At 60.7% G+C, this 21,808-nt stretch carries 20 protein-coding genes; 14 read left to right on the top strand and 6 right to left on the bottom strand.

All coding sequences use genetic code 11. The features are described 5' to 3' along the window. Positions 1–302 precede the first annotated feature (302 nt). The 9 genes from ACUDCK_RS29755 (at position 303) to ACUDCK_RS29715 (ending at position 6,334) form a co-directional block, all read left to right on the top strand. A complete protein-coding gene (locus tag ACUDCK_RS29755; protein ID WP_445659379.1) occupies positions 303–524 on the top strand; it encodes a hypothetical protein in 222 nt (73 codons plus the stop codon). After that, entirely contained in the window at positions 521–1,036 is a 516-nt protein-coding gene (locus ACUDCK_RS29750; RefSeq protein ID WP_054444516.1) for a hypothetical protein, read from the top strand. Before ACUDCK_RS29755 ends, ACUDCK_RS29750 begins: the two co-directional genes overlap by 4 nt. A gap of 157 nt (positions 1,037–1,193) precedes the next feature. Continuing rightward, the gene (locus ACUDCK_RS29745; RefSeq protein ID WP_421466306.1) at positions 1,194–2,282 is read left to right on the top strand and encodes a hypothetical protein; all 1,089 of its coding nucleotides are present in this window, start codon (positions 1,194–1,196) and stop codon (positions 2,280–2,282) included. A gap of 48 nt (positions 2,283–2,330) precedes the next feature. Beyond that, on the top strand, positions 2,331–2,747 hold the full coding sequence (locus tag ACUDCK_RS29740) for a hypothetical protein (protein ID WP_054444518.1): 417 nt from the start codon (positions 2,331–2,333) through the stop codon (positions 2,745–2,747). Positions 2,748–2,852: 105 nt separating this feature from the next. After that, positions 2,853–3,056, top strand: coding sequence for a hypothetical protein (locus tag ACUDCK_RS29735; RefSeq protein ID WP_054444519.1), 204 nt, complete (start codon positions 2,853–2,855; stop codon positions 3,054–3,056). Positions 3,057–3,115: 59 nt separating this feature from the next. Then, the gene (locus ACUDCK_RS29730; protein WP_054444520.1) at positions 3,116–3,733 is read left to right on the top strand and encodes a hypothetical protein; all 618 of its coding nucleotides are present in this window, start codon (positions 3,116–3,118) and stop codon (positions 3,731–3,733) included. A gap of 163 nt (positions 3,734–3,896) precedes the next feature. Continuing rightward, entirely contained in the window at positions 3,897–4,523 is a 627-nt protein-coding gene (locus ACUDCK_RS29725; protein WP_445659378.1) for a hypothetical protein, read from the top strand. Positions 4,524–5,081: 558 nt separating this feature from the next. Then, on the top strand, positions 5,082–5,747 hold the full coding sequence (locus ACUDCK_RS29720; protein ID WP_054444522.1) for a tyrosine-type recombinase/integrase: 666 nt from the start codon (positions 5,082–5,084) through the stop codon (positions 5,745–5,747). Between the two features lie 56 nt (positions 5,748–5,803). Next, the gene (locus ACUDCK_RS29715; RefSeq protein WP_054444523.1) at positions 5,804–6,334 is read left to right on the top strand and encodes a hypothetical protein; all 531 of its coding nucleotides are present in this window, start codon (positions 5,804–5,806) and stop codon (positions 6,332–6,334) included. Positions 6,335–6,769: 435 nt separating this feature from the next. On the opposite strand, the gene ACUDCK_RS29710 is transcribed toward ACUDCK_RS29715, so the two are convergent. After that, positions 6,770–7,888: a hypothetical protein gene (locus ACUDCK_RS29710; RefSeq protein ID WP_445659377.1), complete on the bottom strand. Its 1,119-nt coding sequence runs from the start codon at positions 7,886–7,888 to the stop codon at positions 6,770–6,772. 172 nt (positions 7,889–8,060) lie between these two features. On the opposite strand from ACUDCK_RS29710, the gene ACUDCK_RS29705 reads away from it, so the two are divergent. Together ACUDCK_RS29705 and ACUDCK_RS29700 are read left to right on the top strand one after the other, a co-directional pair. Continuing rightward, on the top strand, positions 8,061–8,474 hold the full coding sequence (locus tag ACUDCK_RS29705) for a hypothetical protein (RefSeq protein WP_445659376.1): 414 nt from the start codon (positions 8,061–8,063) through the stop codon (positions 8,472–8,474). Continuing rightward, a complete protein-coding gene (locus tag ACUDCK_RS29700; RefSeq protein ID WP_445659375.1) occupies positions 8,471–8,653 on the top strand; it encodes a hypothetical protein in 183 nt (60 codons plus the stop codon). Before ACUDCK_RS29705 ends, ACUDCK_RS29700 begins: the two co-directional genes overlap by 4 nt. A 27-nt stretch (positions 8,654–8,680) precedes the next feature. Here ACUDCK_RS29700 and ACUDCK_RS29695 read toward each other — a convergent pair whose 3' ends face one another. From ACUDCK_RS29695 to ACUDCK_RS29685, 3 genes are all read right to left on the bottom strand, one after another. Continuing rightward, positions 8,681–14,698: an Eco57I restriction-modification methylase domain-containing protein gene (locus ACUDCK_RS29695; RefSeq protein WP_445659374.1), complete on the bottom strand. Its 6,018-nt coding sequence runs from the start codon at positions 14,696–14,698 to the stop codon at positions 8,681–8,683. 104 nt (positions 14,699–14,802) lie between these two features. Next, complete coding sequence (locus ACUDCK_RS29690) at positions 14,803–15,111, bottom strand: hypothetical protein (RefSeq protein WP_054444527.1); 309 nt, start codon at positions 15,109–15,111, stop codon at positions 14,803–14,805. A 301-nt stretch (positions 15,112–15,412) separates the two neighbouring features. Further along, entirely contained in the window at positions 15,413–16,249 is an 837-nt protein-coding gene (locus ACUDCK_RS29685; RefSeq protein ID WP_054444528.1) for a hypothetical protein, read from the bottom strand. 89 nt (positions 16,250–16,338) lie between these two features. Between ACUDCK_RS29685 and ACUDCK_RS29680 the strand changes: the two genes are divergently transcribed. Next, positions 16,339–17,598: a DNA methyltransferase gene (locus ACUDCK_RS29680; protein ID WP_054444529.1), complete on the top strand. Its 1,260-nt coding sequence runs from the start codon at positions 16,339–16,341 to the stop codon at positions 17,596–17,598. Next, positions 17,595–18,104 (top strand): 1-acyl-sn-glycerol-3-phosphate acyltransferase, encoded by a 510-nt coding sequence (locus tag ACUDCK_RS29675; protein WP_082387921.1) that lies wholly within the window; start codon positions 17,595–17,597, stop codon positions 18,102–18,104. Before ACUDCK_RS29680 ends, ACUDCK_RS29675 begins: the two co-directional genes overlap by 4 nt. A gap of 21 nt (positions 18,105–18,125) precedes the next feature. Here ACUDCK_RS29675 and traI read toward each other — a convergent pair whose 3' ends face one another. Next, positions 18,126–20,183: a TraI/MobA(P) family conjugative relaxase gene (gene traI, locus ACUDCK_RS29670; protein ID WP_445659373.1), complete on the bottom strand. Its 2,058-nt coding sequence runs from the start codon at positions 20,181–20,183 to the stop codon at positions 18,126–18,128. A gap of 2 nt (positions 20,184–20,185) precedes the next feature. After that, positions 20,186–20,485, bottom strand: coding sequence for a plasmid mobilization protein (locus tag ACUDCK_RS29665; RefSeq protein WP_054444532.1), 300 nt, complete (start codon positions 20,483–20,485; stop codon positions 20,186–20,188). Positions 20,486–20,800: 315 nt separating this feature from the next. Here ACUDCK_RS29665 and ACUDCK_RS29660 point away from each other — a divergent pair, with 315 nt between their 5' ends. Continuing rightward, complete coding sequence (locus ACUDCK_RS29660; RefSeq protein WP_421466310.1) at positions 20,801–21,805, top strand: hypothetical protein; 1,005 nt, start codon at positions 20,801–20,803, stop codon at positions 21,803–21,805. The last annotated feature ends 3 nt before the right edge of the window (positions 21,806–21,808 follow it).

Here is a 21,808-nt window from a genome sequence, read left to right as displayed (position 1 = left end):
CCGATGAGTGTCCTGAGATGCAGGAAGAATCCTACTAAAAAACGAATTCAATTACAATATCTGCTATTCAAATAGCACACCAACACCGTAGATCGCTCTAAAAATCTCTTAGACATATGGCCGGATATGTCTAAGAGATTTTGTTGACCCGGGTTAAATAACCCTGGTAGAGTGGTCACCATGCGCTAAAAAATGTGGCGCGCCACCCGTAATATCCTCTGGAAGCGCCCGTCGGCCGGGCAACCGGCCCTGCAAGGCCACCACAACGGCGCTCAGGCGCGTATTGATGAAGGAGTAGGGCGATGGAACACTCGCACGACAGCACGCCGCCACAGGCCCTGCCGGGCCTCTGGCGCGAAGCGGGCGGCCTGGCCGGCCTGGTGCGCCTGGACGTGCCGGCGACCACGCCCGGCATGGTGGTGGTGGCCAAGCAGGGCGAGCCCTGGCGCGAGCAGCCCGAGCTGCGTTGGCAGGTCTGGCCGGATCTGCTGGCGCCGGACGCCGCGTCGGAGCCGCAGCAATGACCGTGCAACTGCCCCCGCCTGCCATCCCCGCCGCCAGCAAACCCGGCGCAGGGCGCCAAGGCAAGGCGAATTCTGACTCGGCCGGCCGGTGGCTCGACCGGGCAGGGTTTGCCCTGTTTCTTGCCCTGCTTTACCCGGCCTATCTGCTTGTCGATGCGAATCCGCAGCGCGCCCTGCAGGTGTCTGTCGTCGTGGCCGTGCTCACACTCGTCGCCGGCATGCTCGCCATCCGCGACAAGACCGCCATGTCTGAGGTCATCAGGGGCGTGAGCGCCTCAGCCTGCTTGTGGTTCATCTACGTCTGGTTTCACTGGTTCCCCCTGGGCCTGGAGTATTGGGCGCCAGCGCGGCCCGGCGCGGATAGCGTGGCGGTCAATGCCGCTGCGGCGATCACGACCTTCTTGGCCGCTGCCGCCACGGCAGCGCCTGTCACCAGCGCTTGCATGGCTATTCTCGGAATGCTGCTCCATCTGGCGCGCACGGCCCATTCAAGCCTGCAGAGGAAGGAGTAGGGCGATGGAACACACGCACGAGAACACGCCGCCGCGGGCCCTGCCGGGCCCCTGGCGCGAGCAGCCCGAGCTGCGCAGGCAGGTCTGGCCGGATCTGCTGGTGCCGGAAGCCGCTTGAACGACCCGGCAGCCCCCGAACGCTTACCGAGGAAAGACCATGACCGCATCTGATCCGCTGGCCGATCTGCAGACCCTGCCGCGTGGCTGGCGCAACCTCTGGCGCGCCTACGTGACACTTCCGGTGGATCTGCATCCAGAGGAATTCACGATCTTCGTGCGCGGGGCCGACCGAGACGACGCGCACCTGGCGATCCGAAACGCGCTGAACTCGATGTTTCCGAGCGCCGCGCCGCACCTCGACAATGACTACTACAACCTCACCTCGGCGCGGGACCTGGTGCAGGTGGGCGTGTCCGAGCGGCATGTCGACCGCCTCTTCGAATCAGGCTGGATGGGCGACAAGGTAGAAGGCTGGGTCAGATCCCCCGTGTTCGTGGTGCCCGAGGCGCCGGCGCTGTACGCGGCCTGGATGACCGCCCAGCTCGATCACTCGTCGCAATACGCCTCGCTCGCGCTGGTGCCCGCCGCCGGCAAGTCCGCGCCGGCGGCGCAACGCGATGCCAAGCCGCAGGCTGAGGCCGCAGCCGTGCCCCGGGTTGCGCTCATCCGCCACCACGACGGCTTTCTGATCGCGGGCGATCGCCTGGTCATCAAGGTGCAACCTTCAGGCGGGCGCGATCAAATCAGCGTAGGCATGTCGACCACGGCCGAGGCCATCGGCGAGGACCGCGGTGTGCTGCTGGGTCAGGCTGAACAATACGATTTTGCGCCGGACGACATCTGCATCGAGGGCGACTTGCTCACCTGCGCCAGCCAATCGCCCTACATGGCCAAATACGCTCCTGGGGTGACGGACTACCGCGAAGGCTTCACAGTGACACTGGAACCCGGCCAGGCCGGCGCCGTGCGCCAGGCGGTGGCGCTGCTGCGCCACGTGCTGGCCGGCTACCAGGCGGTCGCCGACCACCTGCGGCCCTGGCTCTCCGGCCAGCCTGATCCGTGGAACGTGCAGATTCCGGTGTTCCACCTGGTCGTGGCTCGGATTCTGGATGGGGCCGACCAGGCCGCCGCGCTGGCGGCTCTCGACGAGGGAGCCCATTCGATGCCGGCCGATACCAGGCAGCGCCTGGAAGATCCGGCGCTGTGGGCGGCGCTCGACCGCGCCGCAGGCCTGGCACACCGCTGAACCCTGGCCGGCTCATCTAACCAGAAACCTCACCGATACCGAACGCCAATGCTCAAGACCTGGAACTACCAGCAACTGACGGACGCAGCCGAGAAAGAGCTGCAGGACATCGCCGGCGGCGCGCCGGCCGCCGACCCCGCCATCCGCGTGCGCCGCGCCGGCGTGGCGCATGGCGTCTACATGCTCTGGCACAACGTGACGACGCATGGCGGCCAGCAACACCAGGATCGGCAGCGCCTGGAGGCGCTGGCCAAGTCGACGACCGGCCATGCCGAGGCCTTCAGCCGGCCGGCAGACCAGGATCCGGTCACGGCGCTCCTGCAGCGCCTGGCCCGCCTGAATCGCGATGCCGGCGAGATTGGCGCCGGCATGCTGGCCCAACTGGTCGACGAAGCGCGCCTACTGCTCGCCATGCGGGAGAGCACCGCATCCGAAGCGACGGCCGCCGGCCACGACGGCGCGTAGCATCCCTGCCAAATCCGACGCCAGGGACGATGCCAATCATGCTAACAAGCGTGGCCTTCACGAAGTGATGGCCATCCCACCCACTGCAAAGTGAGAAGTAAACCTATGGAAATTGCAAAGATCTTTCTCATCGTCTGCCTCGTCGCGAGCGTTCTGGTAGCACTCGGTGCGGCGATGAAGGGGCGCGCGGCGATCTTTATCTCTGCGACCGTGTTCGCTGCGGCATGCGCGTGGGGTGCGGTCGAGGCGCAAGCGTCGCTCGATTTCTGCAGCAAGGCATTCTTTGAAAGCAGTAGCGGGTGCCAGTAGGAGCTTACGCTCCCGTCCAGCCGCGCCCAATGCAGCCATAACGCCTAGCTCCGAATCTCATGATCTTTCTCGTTGTCTTACTTTTCCTGGCGATCTTGCACCTATACACCACCGTGCACTCGTTGGCACGCGGACAGTGGGGCTGGGCGCTGGCGCACATGCTTGCTGGGTCGGCATTTGCCTACGGGTCCCTGTGGGGCATACTCACCCGCATGAACCTGATCTCAGTGCAGTTGGACAGCACGAACTGGTCGGTCTGGGGCTTCCTGGCAGGGGGCATACTGACCTCGCTGCTGGCCGCGGTGCGCCTGGTTCATCTTCCAGCCAAAGTGCCACGTGAGATAACCGCCGCGAGACCTGCATGGACTGCGGCCCTGATCGCTGGCGTCTATATGTGCTTTGTAGTCGGCGATCATCTCTGGTTCTTTCGCAGCCCCGAAAAATCTGGGGTGGGCTATGCCTCCGCTCTGCAGGTCACCGGCAGGATTGATATTTCATGCCCCTATGATCTGGTGCTTACGGACTTGGCTAGCGAGCCTGCGCAATACCGCTGTCCATCATTGGTAATCTTTGGCCCCCTGATGGGTACGCCCCTGGCGCCGTGGCCCACATACAGTGCAGGCGAGAGTGAACTGCTCGCCTCCGCGTTGGCACGACTCGGTATCAGCCCAAACTAAGGCAGGCCAGATGGGACGCCGATCAATCCTTCCTCTACCCGACGACCAAGCACGACGCATCCGTCTTGCCTCACAGCAAATAGAAGCCAAGTTGGGGCCAGGAGCCACTGGGCGGGCGTTCGTCCGGGAGTTACTGCCGGTCGTTCACGAGGTCACGGGTGAGGTGCTGGGGGTCACCACCATTCGTCAGCTACTCCGGCAGCTAGCGAACCGTACGCCGTCGACGTCCGCCCTGGAAGATGAGGTCGCCAAGTTCAAGCAAAGCCTCACGCCCACCAGCGATGGCGACCGCAGCGCTTTAGATAGCGCAATCAGTCCGAAGCTGCCCCATCAGAAGATGGCGCCCACCGCAGTCGCTGTTGCCGCAGACCTTGCCCGGCTCCATGCCGAACAGATCGACTACTACCGCGAGCAATTGCAGCTACGCGAAGCACAAGCCACTGCCGCCGAGCGGGCCAGGGAGGCCGCGGTGGTCGAAGCGGCTGCGGCTGTCGCCAAGGTGGAAGGGCTTGTAGGAAGCCTGGATCACCTTAAAGCGCAATGCAGTCGGTTGACCGAAGCTCTTGCGCTCGAGCAGGAACGAGCCCGTGCTGAGAACCGGCAGAATATGCAGCGTGTCGATACGATTCGAGCGGAAACGCGCGCCGTAGAGGATCAACTACGCTTGGCGCGGCAACTGATCGCGCAAAGAGATCAGGAATTGCTCGCGCTACGTACTGAGCGCGACGCGCTCGCTCAGCGCAACGCCGCTCTGCAGCAACGTGCATTGCTGGCTAAGCAGTCCTCCTGAGGTCGCCATCCAATGATTCCAATTCCTTCATCGGTAGAAGCGGCTCCTGCCCCCGTTGAGCAACCAGGGCCCGCCGGCGTGCTCGGCCATGCCCATATCTTGGGCCCAGTCCAGGACGACTGGGAGGCGGCCGAAGTCTGGTTGAAAACTCTCGCAGCCCGGCCTGTTTCGCCAGCCACCCTGAGTACCTATCGGCGCGAGCTGCGGCGATTGCGCTGGTATTGCGACCTTGTGTGCGCGCCCCAGCCGACGCGGTGGCACCTGCAGGACGCTACGGCGTACATTCGCTTCCTAACGGAGAAGGCCTCCAGCTTCCCCTGCCATCCCTCAGTTGCGTATGGCTCGCCCAGTTGGACTCCGTTTCGATCGGGGAAGTTTGGGCCGACGGCCATATCGGCCGCGGCGCGGATCCTCGGCACGATGTTTACCTTTTGGCAGCAAGCGGGCTATACACGCGCCAATCCGTTTGCATCGATCAAGCTAAGGGGCCCAAAGCGCGGAGGCCCCGGCGCTCGCCACGCAATACCCGCGCAAGCGCTCGCCATCGTGCGGAAATCCATGGACGAACGCGAGAAGCGCACCGCGCGGGATCACCTCGTGTATTGGCGCAATGCCTTTCTTCTGGTGCTGATAGAGCGTACTGGCCTGCGCGCCGATGAGGTTGCCGGCGCGAACATGGCCGACATCTTTTGCTTCTCTGATCCGGAAAGCGCTCGCCTTTACTGGGGCATGACCGTCCGCAGGCAAAAGGGAGGCGGCGAAGGCAGGGTGGTACTGGACGCTGCCGTCGTGAAGGCATTGGTTAGCTATCGCCGCGCGTTCGGTTTGGCCGACATGCCCCAGCCAGCCGAGGAACTAGCTTTGATCCTTTCACCGCAAACCGCCGCGGCCGAGGACGACAGGAAATATCAATCTGCGCGCGGGCGTCGAGGCCGTGGCATGTGGCTGCCTGTCAGATCGCGGCAGAATATCTGGGCCATTGTCCGCAAGGAGTTCGACGCGGCGGCCAAGGCTCAGACTGCTGGCAGCCCGGTAGCCGCGCTCCTGAAGAGGGCGTCGACCCACTGGTTACGACATACCTATGGAACGGCGCTGGCGCTGCAGGGTGCGCATCCACGCGTGATTGCCGAGGCGCTGCGCCACGCAGATATGGCGACCTCAATGGTATATACCAACCTGGACCTCCTTGAGGTGGCGCGGGCGCTTGAGGACCGCCATGTCTAACCCTGCGAATTGGTCGCGCCGGCTGTGTGACGCCGGCCATTCTGTGGATCCCAAGAATGCTCGAAAACCTGAATAAGTACCTAACTGCATCGTCGGCTCATCTCGGCGTCGAGCAAGAACGCTACGGCGGTGACTTCCGCGCAATCGTGGCGCCGCGCCCGGCGACCGAGTTCCTGTTCCGTATGTTGGAAGGTGACGACGTGGAGGGAACCGAGGCGCAAGAATTCCTATGGAGCAATCCGCTGTTCCCGACCGCCAGCGGGAACACCCCCACAGTGGCGTTGGCTCGGCTTGACGCGAAGTTGGGTCTACTATATCGGTTCGCGCCGTGGCCACAAGGAGCGGGATGGACGGCTCTCCCGCAGTTCACGCTGCGGGCTCAGTTTGACGGTGAGCCCGGTGACGCGCCTGAATGGTATGACGTGCGCTGGGAAGACATCGTTCGGGATCTTCGGGTTTCGCCCTCACGGTTTTTCTATCAGAGCAGCGTTGCGGCCTGCAGCGCCACCCGCCAGCGTGATCTACATGCGCTCGTTAATTTCGAGTACGCGGGAGCATTCGCTTCGCTTAAGAACGGCGACGAGTAAGCGCGTGAGCTATGTGGGCGAGCACGATTTAGCGCACGGTCGTAAGCCTGCAGGAAAGGAGCGCCGCGGAATTCACCGCCCGTCGCGGGCAACGGCGCCTTACATCGCTATGAGAATAGATCTTTCTGGCCGCCCACATCGATAATGCGAAAGTAAAGCGGCTCGTAGTCATGCGAGATCGTGTCCTTCCACACACCTGGCGCGACGCGCTCCATGTTGGTGAGGTAATGCAGCGCTTTATCGCCGCGGGGGCCATCGTCTTGGGTCGGCTGACGTTCGGCGCTGAGCCCCCAGCGCCTCACAGTCCAGTGTCCTGGCCCTCCCTCGTCTGCCGGCAGTGCTCGCACCACCTCGTAGCAGAAGAAGAAACCGTGAAGGCGCGCCACCGGCCGTAGGAATGTGCCAGGCAAGGGGTCTAGTTGCGTTGCCAATGAGTTAATCCTTCGCCGCGCCGGGTGCCAGTGCAGATCCCGGGGAGGCCGTGTCGCGTTGACCGCTTCGCAACGGGAAACCCTCCGGGAACACGACACGCTTGAATAGCGGTGTCACGTCGTCAGGCGTCAACGTCCCTTGAGCGGCTAGTTGCGCGACGAGTAGCTGCACCACATCGGCGTTGAGACGAAGGAAGTCTCTTATGGTATTGAGCTGCCGCGCCTGAAGTGATGCCAAGCAGGCCTGGTTGTGCTGATGGTCGAACATGTCACGAGGCCGGCCATAATAGATGCCCGCCTGGTGATTGGCCAGGTAGTCCCGGGCCAGCTCAGTCCATCGCGTGTAGTCGCCGGCGCTGCCAAGCGATGTATCGCCCATTACATGTGCCTCTGCAGCCTTGCCGGCGAGCAGCATCAACATGTACCACTCTGCAAAGTCCGCTTGAACGAAGAGGTCTTCGCTGAGCGTCGCTACGACTTGCCCGGCCGAGCCTTCTTTGGTGGGCTTTGGGAAGATCCTCACGTAGAACCCAGCCGGAAGTCTTGGCAGGGCGGCATGGAGGATGGCGTGGCCTACTTCGTGCGCCGCAGCGAACTGCCGATCACGTCCGCTCAAGCTCCGCGCGGAATGCAGCGCTGCCGTTGAGCAGCTAGGCCCTTGGGAGGAGGAGTAGAAACGGTCGCCGCGCATGGCCCTGACGATCAACACCAGGGCGAACGCTACGACGACTAGGCTGCCGAGTTCGCCCGGATTCGAGGCAGCCCACTGATAAAGCACATCGCCATAGCGGCGGATCGCTGCGACAAGCAGAATATAGACCGCCATGCCGCGCGCGACGCGAATGAAATAGGCTCCGAGTGACGCGGTGCCGTCCCACCAGAGATAGAAGAGTGGGATGAAGGCCACGGCAATAGCGCCCAAGTTGCTCACCAGGTGGAGCACCTCGATCACCGCAGCTTCCGTTGCATCAGCGCTCGAGGCTGAACTTATCACTGCGTAGCAACTCAGCGCCACTGCGATCTCTGGAACGTAGCGCCGCAACGCAATAAGAACTCCGCTGGGAATGCTATCCAAGCGCAAAGCGCGCACATGCGTAACCAAAGAATTAAGAAATCGGACCATTAGTATTTCCCAGAAAAGCCGGAGATCGAATTATGCAATATTTATTGCATAATGGGCGATTTGGATGCACATGATCATGAAGCAGCCCCGCAGCCGCGCAACACCCGCACGCGCAAACCGCCCAGGTGAACGCGACGCTCTCGCCCACCTCCGATCACGAATCGATGGAAGCATGGAGACTGGATACACCGCCGAGCAGGCGGCGACGATCTTGCTCAGTGGCACCGGCTTGTCCGACTGGCAAGTCGGGTTTCTGGCCGTCGCCTTGAATGAGGTGGCCGAGTGGCGCGAACGCATCGGCAAGGTGGGCGGAATCGCTTGCTACGAGTGTGCGAGCGAACTCACGCAGATGAACAGCATGCACCGGGGCAGCGTTGAACCCGTCGTGTACGCGCTGTCCGGACTGTCTTTCAGCGTTTCATGGCGGGGCGACTACGGCGCTCGCAGCTTCTTTGTCGAGCAACACGAGCGGCGCGACTTATTGCCTCAAACTGACTTCGACGCCCTGTATGTTGACTGCGGCTGGGGCAGCGACGCCCACAGGCAGGCTCTGCGCGCACGGTTCGATACTCGGGAGACTGCATGACCAACGACAACAAGCCGCCGATGTTCCCCCGTGTTCGGGCCCGCGCCCCGCGAGCCGCGCTCGGGGAGTCAGCCTTGATGAACGCGATGGTGGCTGACCTGACGGATCAGCCGACCACCTTGGCCGAGACGGTCATCGGCAAATGCATGGCCGTCCTGCGCGGCGACAGAAGTCGCTAAGGCCATGCGAATGCCGCGGTCGCCTCATCAACGAGCCTGACGTCGCGGTGTTAGGAGGCTCGAGCGCGTCACGTTCTCCGTGCTATCTGGCCGGGGGGGAGCAAGTTCCACCAAAGGCTGCGCTACGCCTGGGCCAGTCCCCCGCGGTCCCCCGTCCTGGGCTACCTGGATCACACGCTTCGCCTCGGTTAGCGAGCTTCGCGGCACCCAATCGGAGACGTAGGCGGGATTTGCCTGGCTCCTCTTAAGTTCAGTCATAACATCGGCGACGTCCTTCCGAAGAACTTCTAGCTGCTCCTGCTGCGCGAAAGGCTTGGCCAACTGTGCTTTCGCATTGGACAACTCCGCGAGTTCTTGCTCGCGCCGTCTCTCAGCGTCGGCGATTCGCGCCTCCAGACGCCCGAGGTAATTATCGATTCGGCTGAAAAGCCCGCTCAACTTGAATTCATCTTGCTTGTCATACCTGAGGTTGTCCGGCGCATGCAAGCTGCTCCCTTTTAGCTGAAACCGAAGCACGTCGCGCTCGCAATAGGCTGATACTTGAAAGCCGCGATAGTCTCCAATGAGGATCGGGGTGATCTGGTCGGCCAGATTGCTACTCTTGCGCTCGATCGCCTCTTTCATTCCCGCCAAGACGTGGTGGAGGAGTTGATCCTGCTGCTCCTTTCCAAAAGTGCGGCCGCCAACGGTGAACTTGAATTCATCGGTAGTGTGTTTGTCCCGCATCGCAATCTCGAGTTGAATTTCAGAAATCACCTCGTTGGCGCGGCGGTCCGCGTTCGCTAGCCATGCGATCCGGCTTTCGAGGGAATGACGGCCTCGCTTATAGCTGGAGAATACAGCCTCCAGCTTCTTCAAATCCGCGGATAGCTTCACCTGCTGGAATATAAGCGGATTGCCTGTCGCTGCCGCCTTCATTTCCGCTGCGTTTGCTGATTCGCCTGCGATGTCTTCGATCACGCGCTGCAGGGAGTCGCCGCGGCGGAACTGTTCGATTCCCGACGCCTTTGTTTCGATCGTTTGCCACATTCGAGCATCGTAGGTCTGCTTCGTCGCGTACCGATAGATTTCTATTTCGAAGTTATCCGGATCCTCTTCATAGAATGCATTTCCCTGGCGCTCGATACGGCCGTCGCGCTGCTCAAGGTCGCTGGGGCGCCAAGGCGCGTCGAGGTTATGCGACGCAACCAGCAGCCGTTGCACGTTGGTGCCGGCGCCCATCTTAGCCGTAGACCCCAAGAGAACACGCACGTCACCGTTGTTCATCGCAGCAAATAGCTTGTCCTTCTTGACGTCGGTATTTGCCTCGTGGATAAACCGGATCTGCTCCGCAGGAATTCCATGGCTGATAAGCTTGTCGCGCACATCGTTGTAGACGCTAAAGCCGGCATTTTGTGCCAGCAAGTCGTCCATCGAGATGGTCGGTCCTTCTTCGGCCTGGTCGTCCACCTGGTCGACGCTTCTGCCTTCCTGGTCTGACAGATGCGTGGGACTGTCAGCCCCAATATTCTTGGGGGTGCTTAGATCGCAAAACACCAACTGCGTACCCTTGCGATCGTTCCATCTGCGGTAGACGTCGACAATCCTGTCAACAGCCGCATTGACCTTGCTGCCCGCGAAGTCTGGCGCGTCCGCGTCAATTAGGCGGTAGTCCAGGCCTGCCTTTCGTGCGTCATTGGTGATCTTCAATGGATTGTCGATTCGCGGATCATCGGGGAGATTCTCCATGCGATGGATGATGCTGCCTTCATTCCAGTTGAGGATTGGAGTGCCATCAGCACGGAACATGGGATTGCCAAGGCCATCCAGTTGAGGCCGCTGGATGCCCATGAACCTTGCTTGAGCATCTGATCGCTCCACGATGATGTTGGTGGGGCGGCCATCGCGGAGCTTCGGTACAGGGAACCTCCGGCCCTGCGCAGCGGCCTGAGCCTCCAAGTCGGCCTTCGTAATTACGTCCGCGAAGCTCCTATAGAGGTTCACCAGCTCCGGAACGTTCTGAAACTTCGCAAAGCGCGAATTGAGCCGGTAGTTGACCCCGGTCGCATCAAGTTCCCAGCCTGTAACGACCTGCCCGAAGGTCGACGCCCACGCGTCGAAATGCACAACACCACGAGCGCGCATTTCGTCGTAGTGCATGTATCGCTGTATCGTATAGAGTTCGGCGATGGTGTTGGAGATGGGCGTCCCCGTGGCAAAGAATACGCCGCGCCCTCCGTTGGAACGCTGCACATGCCGCGCCTTGACGAACAGATCGAATGCCTTATCGCTCCCGGATAGATTTCCAAGGCCCGACACGCGCGTCATCGTGGTGGTGATGAAGAGGTTCTTGAACTCGTGGCTTTCATCGACGAGCAACGCATCCACACCCAAATCGGCGAACGTTACAGCGCGATCCTTGCTTCCCGTCTCGGCCGCTCGCTGAAGACGGGCCTGCATGCGGTCACGTGCTTTCTCCATCTCCTTGATCGTTATGCGATCACCGCTGTCTTTTTTCATCTGAACAATAGATGTCGATAGATCGGTGATTTGCTCGTTCAAGATGAGTTCGAGCGTGTCGGCCGGCATGCCGATCTTCTTGAACGATGAATGCGCGACGATCACCGCATCCCACTCGCCCGTGGCGATGCTTGCGAACAGCCTCTCCCTGTTCTCCTTCGTGAAGTCGGTCTTCTCCGCGACTAGGATGTTCGCGTTCGGGTACAACTCATAGAACGCATCCTTCCACTGCAGGAGTAGGTGATTGGGCACGACTACCATAGGCTTCTTCATGAGGCCCATGCGACGAGATTCCATAATCGTCCCAACGCAGACTATGGTCTTGCCAGCTCCTACGCGATGATCGAACAGGGCGCCACCATCTTGAATGCCGCGCCAGATTGCGTTTTTCTGGTGTGGTCGGAGCGTAATCGCTAGCGACGAACCCGGAAGAGTCAGGTGGGACCCATCGTATTGCGGGGGTACATTCGTGTTGAACCGCTCGTTGTACAGGTAAGTCAAGCTCTCCCGCCGCGCCTTGTCGTCCCATATCCAGTCAACGAACGCTTGCCTAATTTCGTCAGCTTTCTGGTTCGCCACCGCCGTCTGCGTCTCATTGATCTGGTAAATGATGCTACCGTTGTCGTTGCGCCCAACTTCCTCCTTAACCTGTATCGAGCGCCCCGTCAGAATGCTGGAGATGAGTTCGTTGGCCGGAATATCAGGCGTGCCCCACTGCGAGCGAGCTATGGTGACGTTCGCCGGTTCACGGATTTGCGCAATCCACTTTCCCAAGGCAGGTTGGTATGAGACGTTGCGCCGAACGTCTCCGAGCAAATGGGTCACGAACTGGTCAACAACTTCTGCTGGTACCCAGGTCGAACCCAGATTGACGCTGATGTCGACGGCGTCGATGTCTGGCGGCTGCACTTTGTTCAGTGCGTGCACGTTGGCCAAATAGGCAGGATCCTGCTGGGCTGCTGCCTTGGCCTGCGCGAGCTTTTCCTTGACGTTGCCTGAAAGGTACTGGTCGCGCGTCTGCCATTCGCCAGTTGCCGGCACCTGGTAGATCAGGTCCTGCAGGTCCGAAAGCAATTCATTCTGCGCTTTGCCAGAAATGCGGGTCATGAAGCCCACATCTATACGGCCGAGTTCGTTCATCGACACGACCATTGCATCCTTTGCGGTCTCGGCATGCCGAATCTCCCGATGGGGGCTCATCACCCTCTTCGTGAAAATGGCTGCTTTATCGGCGCTGGCGGGACGCGGATCAGCCCCAGTGCTCCTGGCGACTTCTCGGGACACGCCTTTGTCGTAGTTGCGCTCAAGCGCATGCAACAGGGGATACTCAGGATCGTCGTGGAAAGCCTGCTTGTTCGCTGCGCTACTAATGAAGCCATGGCGCTTCACGAAGCGATCGTAGGTGCGATTCAAGTCGAGTCGTAGGCGCGCCAGGTCGTCGTCCGTTGTTCGCTCCGATTGCTCGCCAGTCATCAGGTTCCTAAGGCTGGCGCGCACTTCGACCAAGCCGCGGATCCGCTCCCCAGCGCGTTCGTTCTTCGGAACGACGACCTGCGCCCTTGGAGTGTCGATGTGATCGTCAACGCGTCGAGCGATACGACGGTCGGGAAGCAGAAAATAGGCACCGATCTTGGTGTGCGCCGGAACCTCGACATTCAGAGAAGAGCCAGGGTCCTCCTCACGCGCGATGCCTTGTTCCTGATACGGTAGATAGACACCAGCGGGGAGGGCCGTCAACGCCCCAGCAATGCCCTCGGCAAGATCCATGTCCGACCGGCCGATGAGCGTGGGGACGTTCGCCCGATACATGCTTCCTTGTAGACCCATCTGTCCCAGCATTTGCTCCGGGTGTTCCACCAGGTATCGATTAAGCGGATACTCCTCTCCGGTTCCTGGGTCGCTCTGCTTGACGGTTTCCGTCCATTTCAGATCCGCCGACTGCCCTGGATAGCGCTTCTGGAAAAACACTATGTCCGTCGTCACCTCCGTGAGCGCGTTCTGCTTGAATGCGGTGTTGGGCAAGCGAATCGCCGCCAGCAGATCCGCCTGACGCGCGATTAACTCGCGCGCTTTGGAGTCGACCGCATCCAAGAAGTAATTGCTGACGACGAATACCCCCACGCCGCCGTCACGCAACTTGTCGATCGACTTTGCGATGAAGTAGTTGTGAATTGATAGCTGGCTCAAGTCGGGGTGTCGGGCGTCATAGACTCCTTGGCTTCCGAACGGGGGGTTGCCTATCACCACGTCGAAATGGTTCGAAGGGATAGTGACCTCCTGGAACCCGCGGTTGATAACCGTAGCGCTCGGATAGAGATGTTTGGCGATGCGGGCAGTGACCGGGTCGAGTTCGATAGATGTGAACTTGCTCGCTCCTCGCACGTCGTCAGGGGCCATCCCTATAAAGTGGCCGGTTCCGGCTGCTGGCTCCAGAATGCGCCCACCAGTAAATCCGAGGCGGCGCAGTCCTTGGTACATGCCGCGCACCACGGGTTCACTGGTGTAATGCGCATCTTGAGTGGAACGCCGCGCCGCTTCGTACTGCGTAAGAGGCAGCAATTCGACAACCTGGCGATACTGGTCGGCCCACTCGGCGTTGTTGGGGTCGAACGCCTGAGGCAATCCACCCCAGCCGACGTACCGCACAAGCGTGGCTTGCTCCTGTGGTGTTGGGGCTCGCCCCGCAGCCTCTAGGTCTCGAAGAATGCGGATGGCGGCAACGTTGTCCCGGAACTTGGTGCGAGCACCGCCGGCACCTAGTTGGTCGCGTTCGGTGATGACGTAGTCCGTAGCGAGTTGGGCGGCCGGCTTAGTCCGCTGCGGGCGGGTAGCATCGGCCGCGGGTGCCTGGCCCGGGCTGCGCCGAAGTACGCTTTCTACACCAGCGAGCGCGGAGCGAACTTCGTCGATGTCATCACGTTTGAGCCATTCGCCAAGCAACTCGACCGCCTCCGCGCGGACCGAACTGAGCGGCACGTCTCCCGAGATCGCCAAATCTATCCGTGCGGCGAACTCCAGCGCTTCCCGTGCAAGAACGCCCGGAAATCCGGCCCCGTTCATCACATCGGTGGCGTCATCCAGGATCTGGCTCAACGCCATCAATGCGGCGTGTTCTGGGTCCTCACCTGCCATGTCGGCTTGGAGCCGAGCGAGTTCATCGTCATCGTCAACAATTTCAAGACTGTCGTCGACAGCCATGGGGGTCGCAGCCTGCTGCGCTGCAGGGCTCGGGGGGGGTACTTGCACAGGGACAGTGCCTGGGCGCCGGACGCCAGCGCGCAGCACATCTTCAACACTGGCCAACAATGAGCGGACTTCGTCGATGTCGTCCCGCTGGAGCCATTCTTCCAACAGCAGCAACGCCTCCGCGCGGACGGCACGTAGGGATAGGTCCCCTGCGAGTGCTAAGTCGATCCGCTCCGAGATATCCAGCGCGTGGCGCCCAAGGTCATCGGGGAAATCGACCCCATTCACTACGTCGGCGGCGTCATTCAGAATGCTGCTAAGCGCGGCCAGGGCGGCACGATCCGCTTCAACGCTCGCCATTTCCCCCTGGCGCTTTGCCAGCCCGCTCGGCACATGAGGCAAGCTCGGCGCATCGGTGGCGACGGCACCGGCGGGGATGTACTGCTGCGCCCCATGGGCGCTGTCTACAACTCCGTCTTGATTTCCAGCGCCAGCAGAATCTCGTGAGCCAGGGAACCCTGATTGATCGAGTCGATCGCCTCGGCGGATGTCAGGGCCTGCTGTTCGAGTTCCTGTTGCTCGAGTAGTCTGCCGAGCAACACCACCTCGCCGAGACTCTCCAGCTCCTTGAGCTGCTTCGGGCTGTTGTACGCCCACCGGTCGAGAATGGTCCACCCAAAGCGGTTGTACGGCTGGCGTCTCACCGCCTCGATAGTCGTAGGCAACAACACCTGCTTGGCGTGCTGCAGAGGTTGCGTTTTGGTCGTCAGCATAATTGGATCCTTGGTCGGAATTATCGGGAAGCGATAGTTGCGCGTTTAAACGCTCAGCCGCATCGAGGCGCTGGGTAAAGTCGAAATCGAAGCCGAGTTGGTTCGCGTCGAAGACGGGTGCGTTCTTTCTAGCCATGGAGACCGCTCTTTAACCGGGGAGTTGACTTCCTCACCAACGGCGAACCATCGGCGAGGCCTCGGTAGGAGATCGGCCTCCATGTTGACCATCAAAAGCGTGGGGTGTGGAACCGTACTCTTACCGCACCCGTAGTTAAATATTTATTGCACAATGCCGCATCCGCTAAAAAGCAGCATTCTCCGGGGTCTTGATCGCGCGCATGGCGCTCACCATGCCGAGGGTTAGGAACTTCACAGGATTATTGAGCGCGTGAACTTGCTCCGGGGTCAGTAGCGAAATCTCGCCATATTCGTAGGATGTCTCCACGATTTGGGGCGACGCCTTGGTGCCTTCCAACGTGGCGACCGTAAAGAGTGGCAGCTTTCGCTTCCTGGGCTCCGCACGGACCACCAGCCCGGGTTGCTTAGTCGCCAAGATGACGACATGATGGCCCGCCGCAATCGCGACCTCCAGGGCGCCCAACTCGCGCACCACGAAGGGCAGGGCGGCATAGTCCGCATAGACGGTCTCCGGGTAGACCGGCTTTTTCTGCTTGGCCAGGCTTTCTGCGAAAAGGGCCTCTGCGACCTCCCTGACGCTCTGCCCGCGGTGGTCTTTTGCAGGGGTGCCCGAGAGAAACGCGGACTGGAAACCAGTGGGCGAGATAAACGGCGCGTTTCGCACCGCATGGAAGGTAATACCGTGGAGCCACGATGTGGGACGGTATTCAACGTAGGCCGGCGTGCCCTTCACGACGATGAGAAACTCCCCGTGTTGGCCCCAGAGGGGGGTCTCGCCGGCCGGTGCCCTCAACTCCTTCTGCAAGAGAAGGCCTGGGCTGCGGTCGTCAGCATAGGTGCCCAACGCGGAATCGCCATTCAGGCTTTGCACCAAAGCATCGTAGGCGAGATGCGCGTCGAGCGCCCTTGGCGCATCGCCATCCAAGACGGCAGCGTCAAGGGCGACCAACAGCGACCGCGCTTTGGAGATATCGGTAGAGCTGATTTCGGTGATAGACATGGCTGGCCTTTTTGCAATATTTAATGCAATATAGCACTGTCCTAAGTTTTTTCACTAGTGAAAATTGTCACTGACGATTCGAGCGCAACATGACTCAACGAAACCTGGATCTCTTCGATCACGTCGCGGCGGTTTACGCCGACACACCCGGCGGCTGTCTTGACAACACCACGCTTTACAAGCGCGTTGCCGAGCGGGCTGGCGTAGAGAGCGGCCAACTGACCGAAACGGTGGCAATCAAGGGCCACTCGCATAATGTCTTTCAGCGCGCAGTGCGGTGGCATCAGCAAACGTTGAAGCACTTGGGCGTCCTTACACGGGACCAAACCAGCCGCGGAGTCTGGCGCTTCACGGAAAGCCTCAAGAATGACCTGCATCGGATGCAAGGCGGCGTCAAGATGGTCGCATTTAGCACAAAGCTGGGTGTAGCGATCTGGGGCGCTTGCGAAGACGTATTTCCCGACTTGGATAGCCCGATTGCTCTTTGCATGACGTCGGTGCCGTACTTCTTGCGCAAACCGCGGGCATATGGAAACCCCTCCGACGAATCCGAGTATCGCGACTTCGTATGCCGTGCACTGGAGCCGGTGGTGCGAAAGCTGCTCCCCGGAGGGTCGATTGTATTGAGCATCACAAATGACGCGTTCGTTCCAAGCTTGCCTTCGCGCTCTCTGTACCGGGAAAGGCTGCTCCTGGATCTGCATGATCGGCTTGGCTTGCACAAAATGGACGAGTTCATATGGCATAACCCTAGCAAGCCCCCCGGGCCAGTGCAATGGGCAAGCATTCAACGAGTTCACTTGAACACAGCCTACGAGCCGATCTACTGGCTTACGAACGACCCCTCTCGCGTTCGAGCCGACAATCGGGAAGTGCTCTTGCCCCATACTCAACGGCATCAGCAATTCCTTGATCGAGTAGCCCTGCAGGGCCACTGCGACCGCGTCGAGACTTATGGCGACGGCGCGTATCGACTTCGTAAAACCTCATACAACAACAAGACCGAGGGTCGTATTCCGCGCAACGTCCTAACCTTCGGGCACAGGTGTGCCGACACACAGCAATATCGACGAGATGCGCTAAGACTCGGACTTCCGGTGCACGGCGCGATGATGCCACTCTCCCTGGTCGAGTTCTTCATCCGCTACTTGTCGCGAGAGGACGACTTGGTGGTCGATATCTGCGGCGGCACTGCGAAGTTGGGCATGGCTGCAGAAAAGCTGCGGCGGCGCTGGGTGGTCGTCGAGTTGATCTATCAGTATCTTCGTGCGAGCGCGGAGCGTTTTCGCGGGCGGGCAGGCTACATGATTGACCCGGCGTTTGCGGAACTGGCTGGGAGGTTCAAATGAGAATAATGGCAACGCTAGCCCTGCGTGCCTTGCGCGTCACCGTCCGATATCGGGCTAGTACCGTCGCAGCACTGACCCGTGGAGGTTGCATCGTGACGTGCAACCACATCTCGCTCGTAGACGGAATTGTGGTTGCGCTGGCGTCGCCTGTGCCGCTCGTCTTCGCAGTCGACACGGACTTCTCCCGCCGGTCGAGGCGGGCCCGGCTTGGCCTAGCCGCGTTGACGTGGCTAGGGTTTGGGGAAGTCGTGCCAATGGACAGGTCAGCGCCCTTCGGGCTGCGCACTCTCGCTCGCAGTCTCGGCGCCGGCAAAAACGTAGCCATCTTCCCAGAGGGGGTGATTTCACTCACCGGGGCGCGCGCTCCCGACCGTCCAGGATGCCAATGGCTTTCGAACCAGGCGGGCGCCGCAGTGCTGCAACTCCAAATATTCGGTGCGGACGACAGTCGCATATTTGCCAAATACGGCAAGCGCCTCTGGCCAAAGATTTCCTTGGAGTTCTAAGTCTCATCGCTGGGAGCGGGTCTAACGCCGCCCTGGCCGGCCAGTCGGTTTCCTCTCCCGATTAGCAGCTTGCGGGGCCGGCGCGTGTTGTTGCCACAGCCCACGCAACTCTGGATTCTTCACGTAGATACCGAGCTGGGCCGCAGCTTTCACCATACGTTCTGTGAACACCTTATCGCTCCCTGAAAGAACGACCGCGGCGCCGAACTTCTCGCGCGCGTGCATCAGGGTCAGACGCAACTCCTCATCGCTCACATGGCGGCGATCGAAGGTGACTCGGTTGCCACGGTCCGTAAAAAGCGGGTCACCTTGCTCCCTAGAATAGCGAATGCTGCCATTGCTTGTGACGCGCCACTGCATTCCGTCGATTAGGCGTAGAAGAACTTGGGCCTCTGACTGGGGCAACAGGGCAGGGGGATGTATGGCGTCCTCGCGCTGACGCCTTGCTATGATTTGCCGAATTTCACCGTCGACATCTTGTGGGGCTCCGCCGGCGACCACGTCTTCTCCTTCAAGTCGCCGCGCCGCCTTGTTCGCATCTCGACGCTCCTGGTAGACCAGCCCGCGTAGCGCGGAGATCGCCGCCTCGTCTCCCGCGCCAGCCAGGCTCTCGACCCAGGGGCGCCATTGAGGAACGGGCGGGAGGCTTGAGGTAAGGGCGTCGCGTCGCTCCTTGGCCGCAGCATCGATTCGAAGCTTCTGCTGGAGCCGCTCCATTGCAAGCAGACTGTACTGCTGCCGCTTCACAGCATCGTTGAGATGGGGGTTAGCTTGAATTTCGGCTCGTCGCGAAGCGAATTCGGCACGTGCTGCTGCGTGCTGTGTAGCGCGCCAAGCCGTGATCTGCTTACCCTCCTCCCGCAGGCGGGCGCGGTTCGCCAGCGCCATGACCTTCTCTGCGCGATATCGTTCAATCAAAGCGGTGCGCGCCTCCGCTCGCTCCAAGCGCCTCAATAGCCGCTTCTCGGGATCGCGCTTGGCGGGACGCCGATCATCTGCTGCCTCGACGCGCGGGCCAGGTACAGTTGGAAGCTCGGACGGAGGAGGGCGCAGCGGGCCTGAGGCGGGGATGAACGTGCCCAGCCGATCGCTTAAGGTACCTAGCTGCAGCTTGCGCAGCGCTTTGCTTGCGGGAAGACGAATGACTTCGCCATCTGCAGCTTTCATCGCTTGGAGCTGCCATCCGCCCGCGCCGCTCTGGCGTAGTTGCATCCCGTGCATGGCTAGAACGTGGTGAACTGCGTCCCAAGTGGGGGCCACGTCAAGAGCCGCCCTCACCTCGTCGACCACCACCTCGCGGCAAATGGTGACAAGACTGGGCTCGTCGCTCCAGGCATCCATGTGCTGCCGTCCACCGCCGGCGTCAGGCGAGTCGATCCGATACCGCGTCACGTCCTGCACCTCAGTGCCGGCCGCACCGTCAGGCGCCACGCCGCTGTCACCAGCCGGCAGTCGGCCATGGACTATGTCAGGTGTTTCAACGTGGCCGGTATTCGGCACAACGAATTTTTTACCGTCCGCCGACCGCTGCACCACAAACAAGCCGGTGTCGTGGTACCAGTCCTTAGCAATCTCGATACGGCGAGCCTCGCGGTGTAGCGTCTTGTGGAGCCATGGTAAATGCTGCGCTCGGAATGTCACCGGGTGGACCCGATTGACTTCGATGTGCACGTGGACATTGTCTGTATCACCGTGGATCGCCATGATCGACTGATGTTCATGCAAATTGAGCGCTTTGAGCAGTTGTCGACCCGCCCAAAATATCTCATCGTTGGACGGCCTCTCAAATTCTGGCCAACTGACAACCAAGTGCAAGACTGGATCCGTCACTCGCGTGTTCTTGGCCGCAACGGCATACAGCTCAATGGCTGCGTCTTCGAGATTGCCTAAGCCGTGCAGGGCCACCGCCACACACTTCTGTTTGCCATAGACATTCTCCTCCGCGGCCATGTATTCCGTCAGTTGACCAAAGCCCGCTTCTTGCCGGACCTGGTCGCCCATGCCCTGCGTAATGTACTGAGCGAGTTGCTTCATGTCCGTTTTGCCGTCGCGTCGGCCGGGGACCACTTTGACAATCATGATTACACCCGTCGGATGGCAGCCATGACTTCATCAAAGGCGATTTTCGCTTCCTCCGGAGTGACCTGGCTTTGTGGGAGCTTCAGCAGCTCGGAGATGCGATCCCGTGCCGACGTAATAGCCAGGATCGCGTCCACGTCGTATCGCATGTCTACACGCTTGCTCAAAGCACACCGGCGCACATAGTCGCTCACGGTAAGGCAGGCGCGCTCAGCGCGCTCCTTGATCTCCGCCTTCTCTTGTGGATTCACTCGAACGTCCAAGCGAACGTTCGCTGTGATCTCCTTTTTGTAGAAGCCCATGGCGCTGCATCTAGGGTTAGCCCTGGCAGGTTTTCGCGCAGCGGGGTCTCGGGGCGGAGCCCTGAGTTTCCCCCAGTAGGTGGGCAATGCGACGGGCGCGAAGCGACCTAGCATTGCCCACCGGTGGCCGGACAAACTTTAGTTTGTCCGGACAACTGGCATCCTGTCCAAGAAGTTGATTGAAAGATGTGGGTGATTACGTAGCTAAATATACAATGAATATTGATGTTACCCGCGACGCAGCTATCGATCCTTCGTCGCAAACATGCCGGCATCGATGCCGCAACTATCCCATGTTGACACCACTAAAGCGTAATGAACGTGATGATGGACGTAACACCAGGTCGCCGACGTATTGGACTTATTGACCGACAGGCGATTGAAGCGAGCTTGGACATCGCCGCCCGCGCGCTGCTCCCCGAGGAGTACAGCCAGCGTGACGTGTTTCGCGTACTCATGCCCAAGCTGTTCTTCATGCGCAAACGCGGCTTTGGATTCAAGCAGATCACGAAGCTCCTTAACGATGCCGGCCTCAAGCTGGCCATCGGCACGGTGCGTACCTACTATCACGAGTTCCTCATGGATATGCTCGAGCAATGCGAGAGCTACTACCAGTCTGCGGCGCGCGCAGACAAGGGCGAAAGTGCTGCCCGAGAACGCCCGCATGCTGCTCGGGCGGACGCGCGCGAAGCGGAGGTGAGCCGCGCACAAGCGCAAATACGCAGTCAAGTGGAAGGGCAGGCTGCCGCGCGGACCGAGGCGTTACTGGGGCGACTAGTGGGTGGAGAAGGGGCGGCAACTCATCGCGGCGCGGCCGGGGCCTGGTTGGCCCCGGCGCCGGCGACAGCGCCTCCGGCGCCGTCGCCGGAAGGCCCCGCAACGCGGGGCACCACCCAAGCACCCGTTCCGGGAAACAACCCCAAACCCAAAAGTAACCCGCCCCTTCGGCAGGCAAGCCCGCCGAAGACCATAAACCCGCGTCAGCCGCTAGTTGCGGCTGACGCGGGCCCCGCATCGGTGACTTGCGTCACCGACCCCGAACCGGCCAAGGTCAAAGAAGAGCCCAACCTACCCACTTACGTCTACGCAGACAAAGAGCTGGAACACCCGGGAATCCCCGGACTCATGTTGAGCAAGGCGCAGCGCTTCTACACGATGCGCTTGCAGTACCGAACTGCGGACGGCGAGGTCAGGACAGAAAAGGGCTCTGAAATGGTGGCCCGCCGCAATTGGAAGCCGATGCAGGAAACCCGGACAGGCCGCACAAGTGGTGACTTCGTCGAGATGCAGCCAAAAATCTTGGGGAAGCCCAAGAACTGACTT

This window comes from Achromobacter sp. CF-sbj1-Ac2-l (assembly GCF_052698165.1).
The sequence above is the reverse complement of the archived record's forward strand: the minus strand, read 5'-3'. Positions and strand labels throughout refer to the sequence as shown.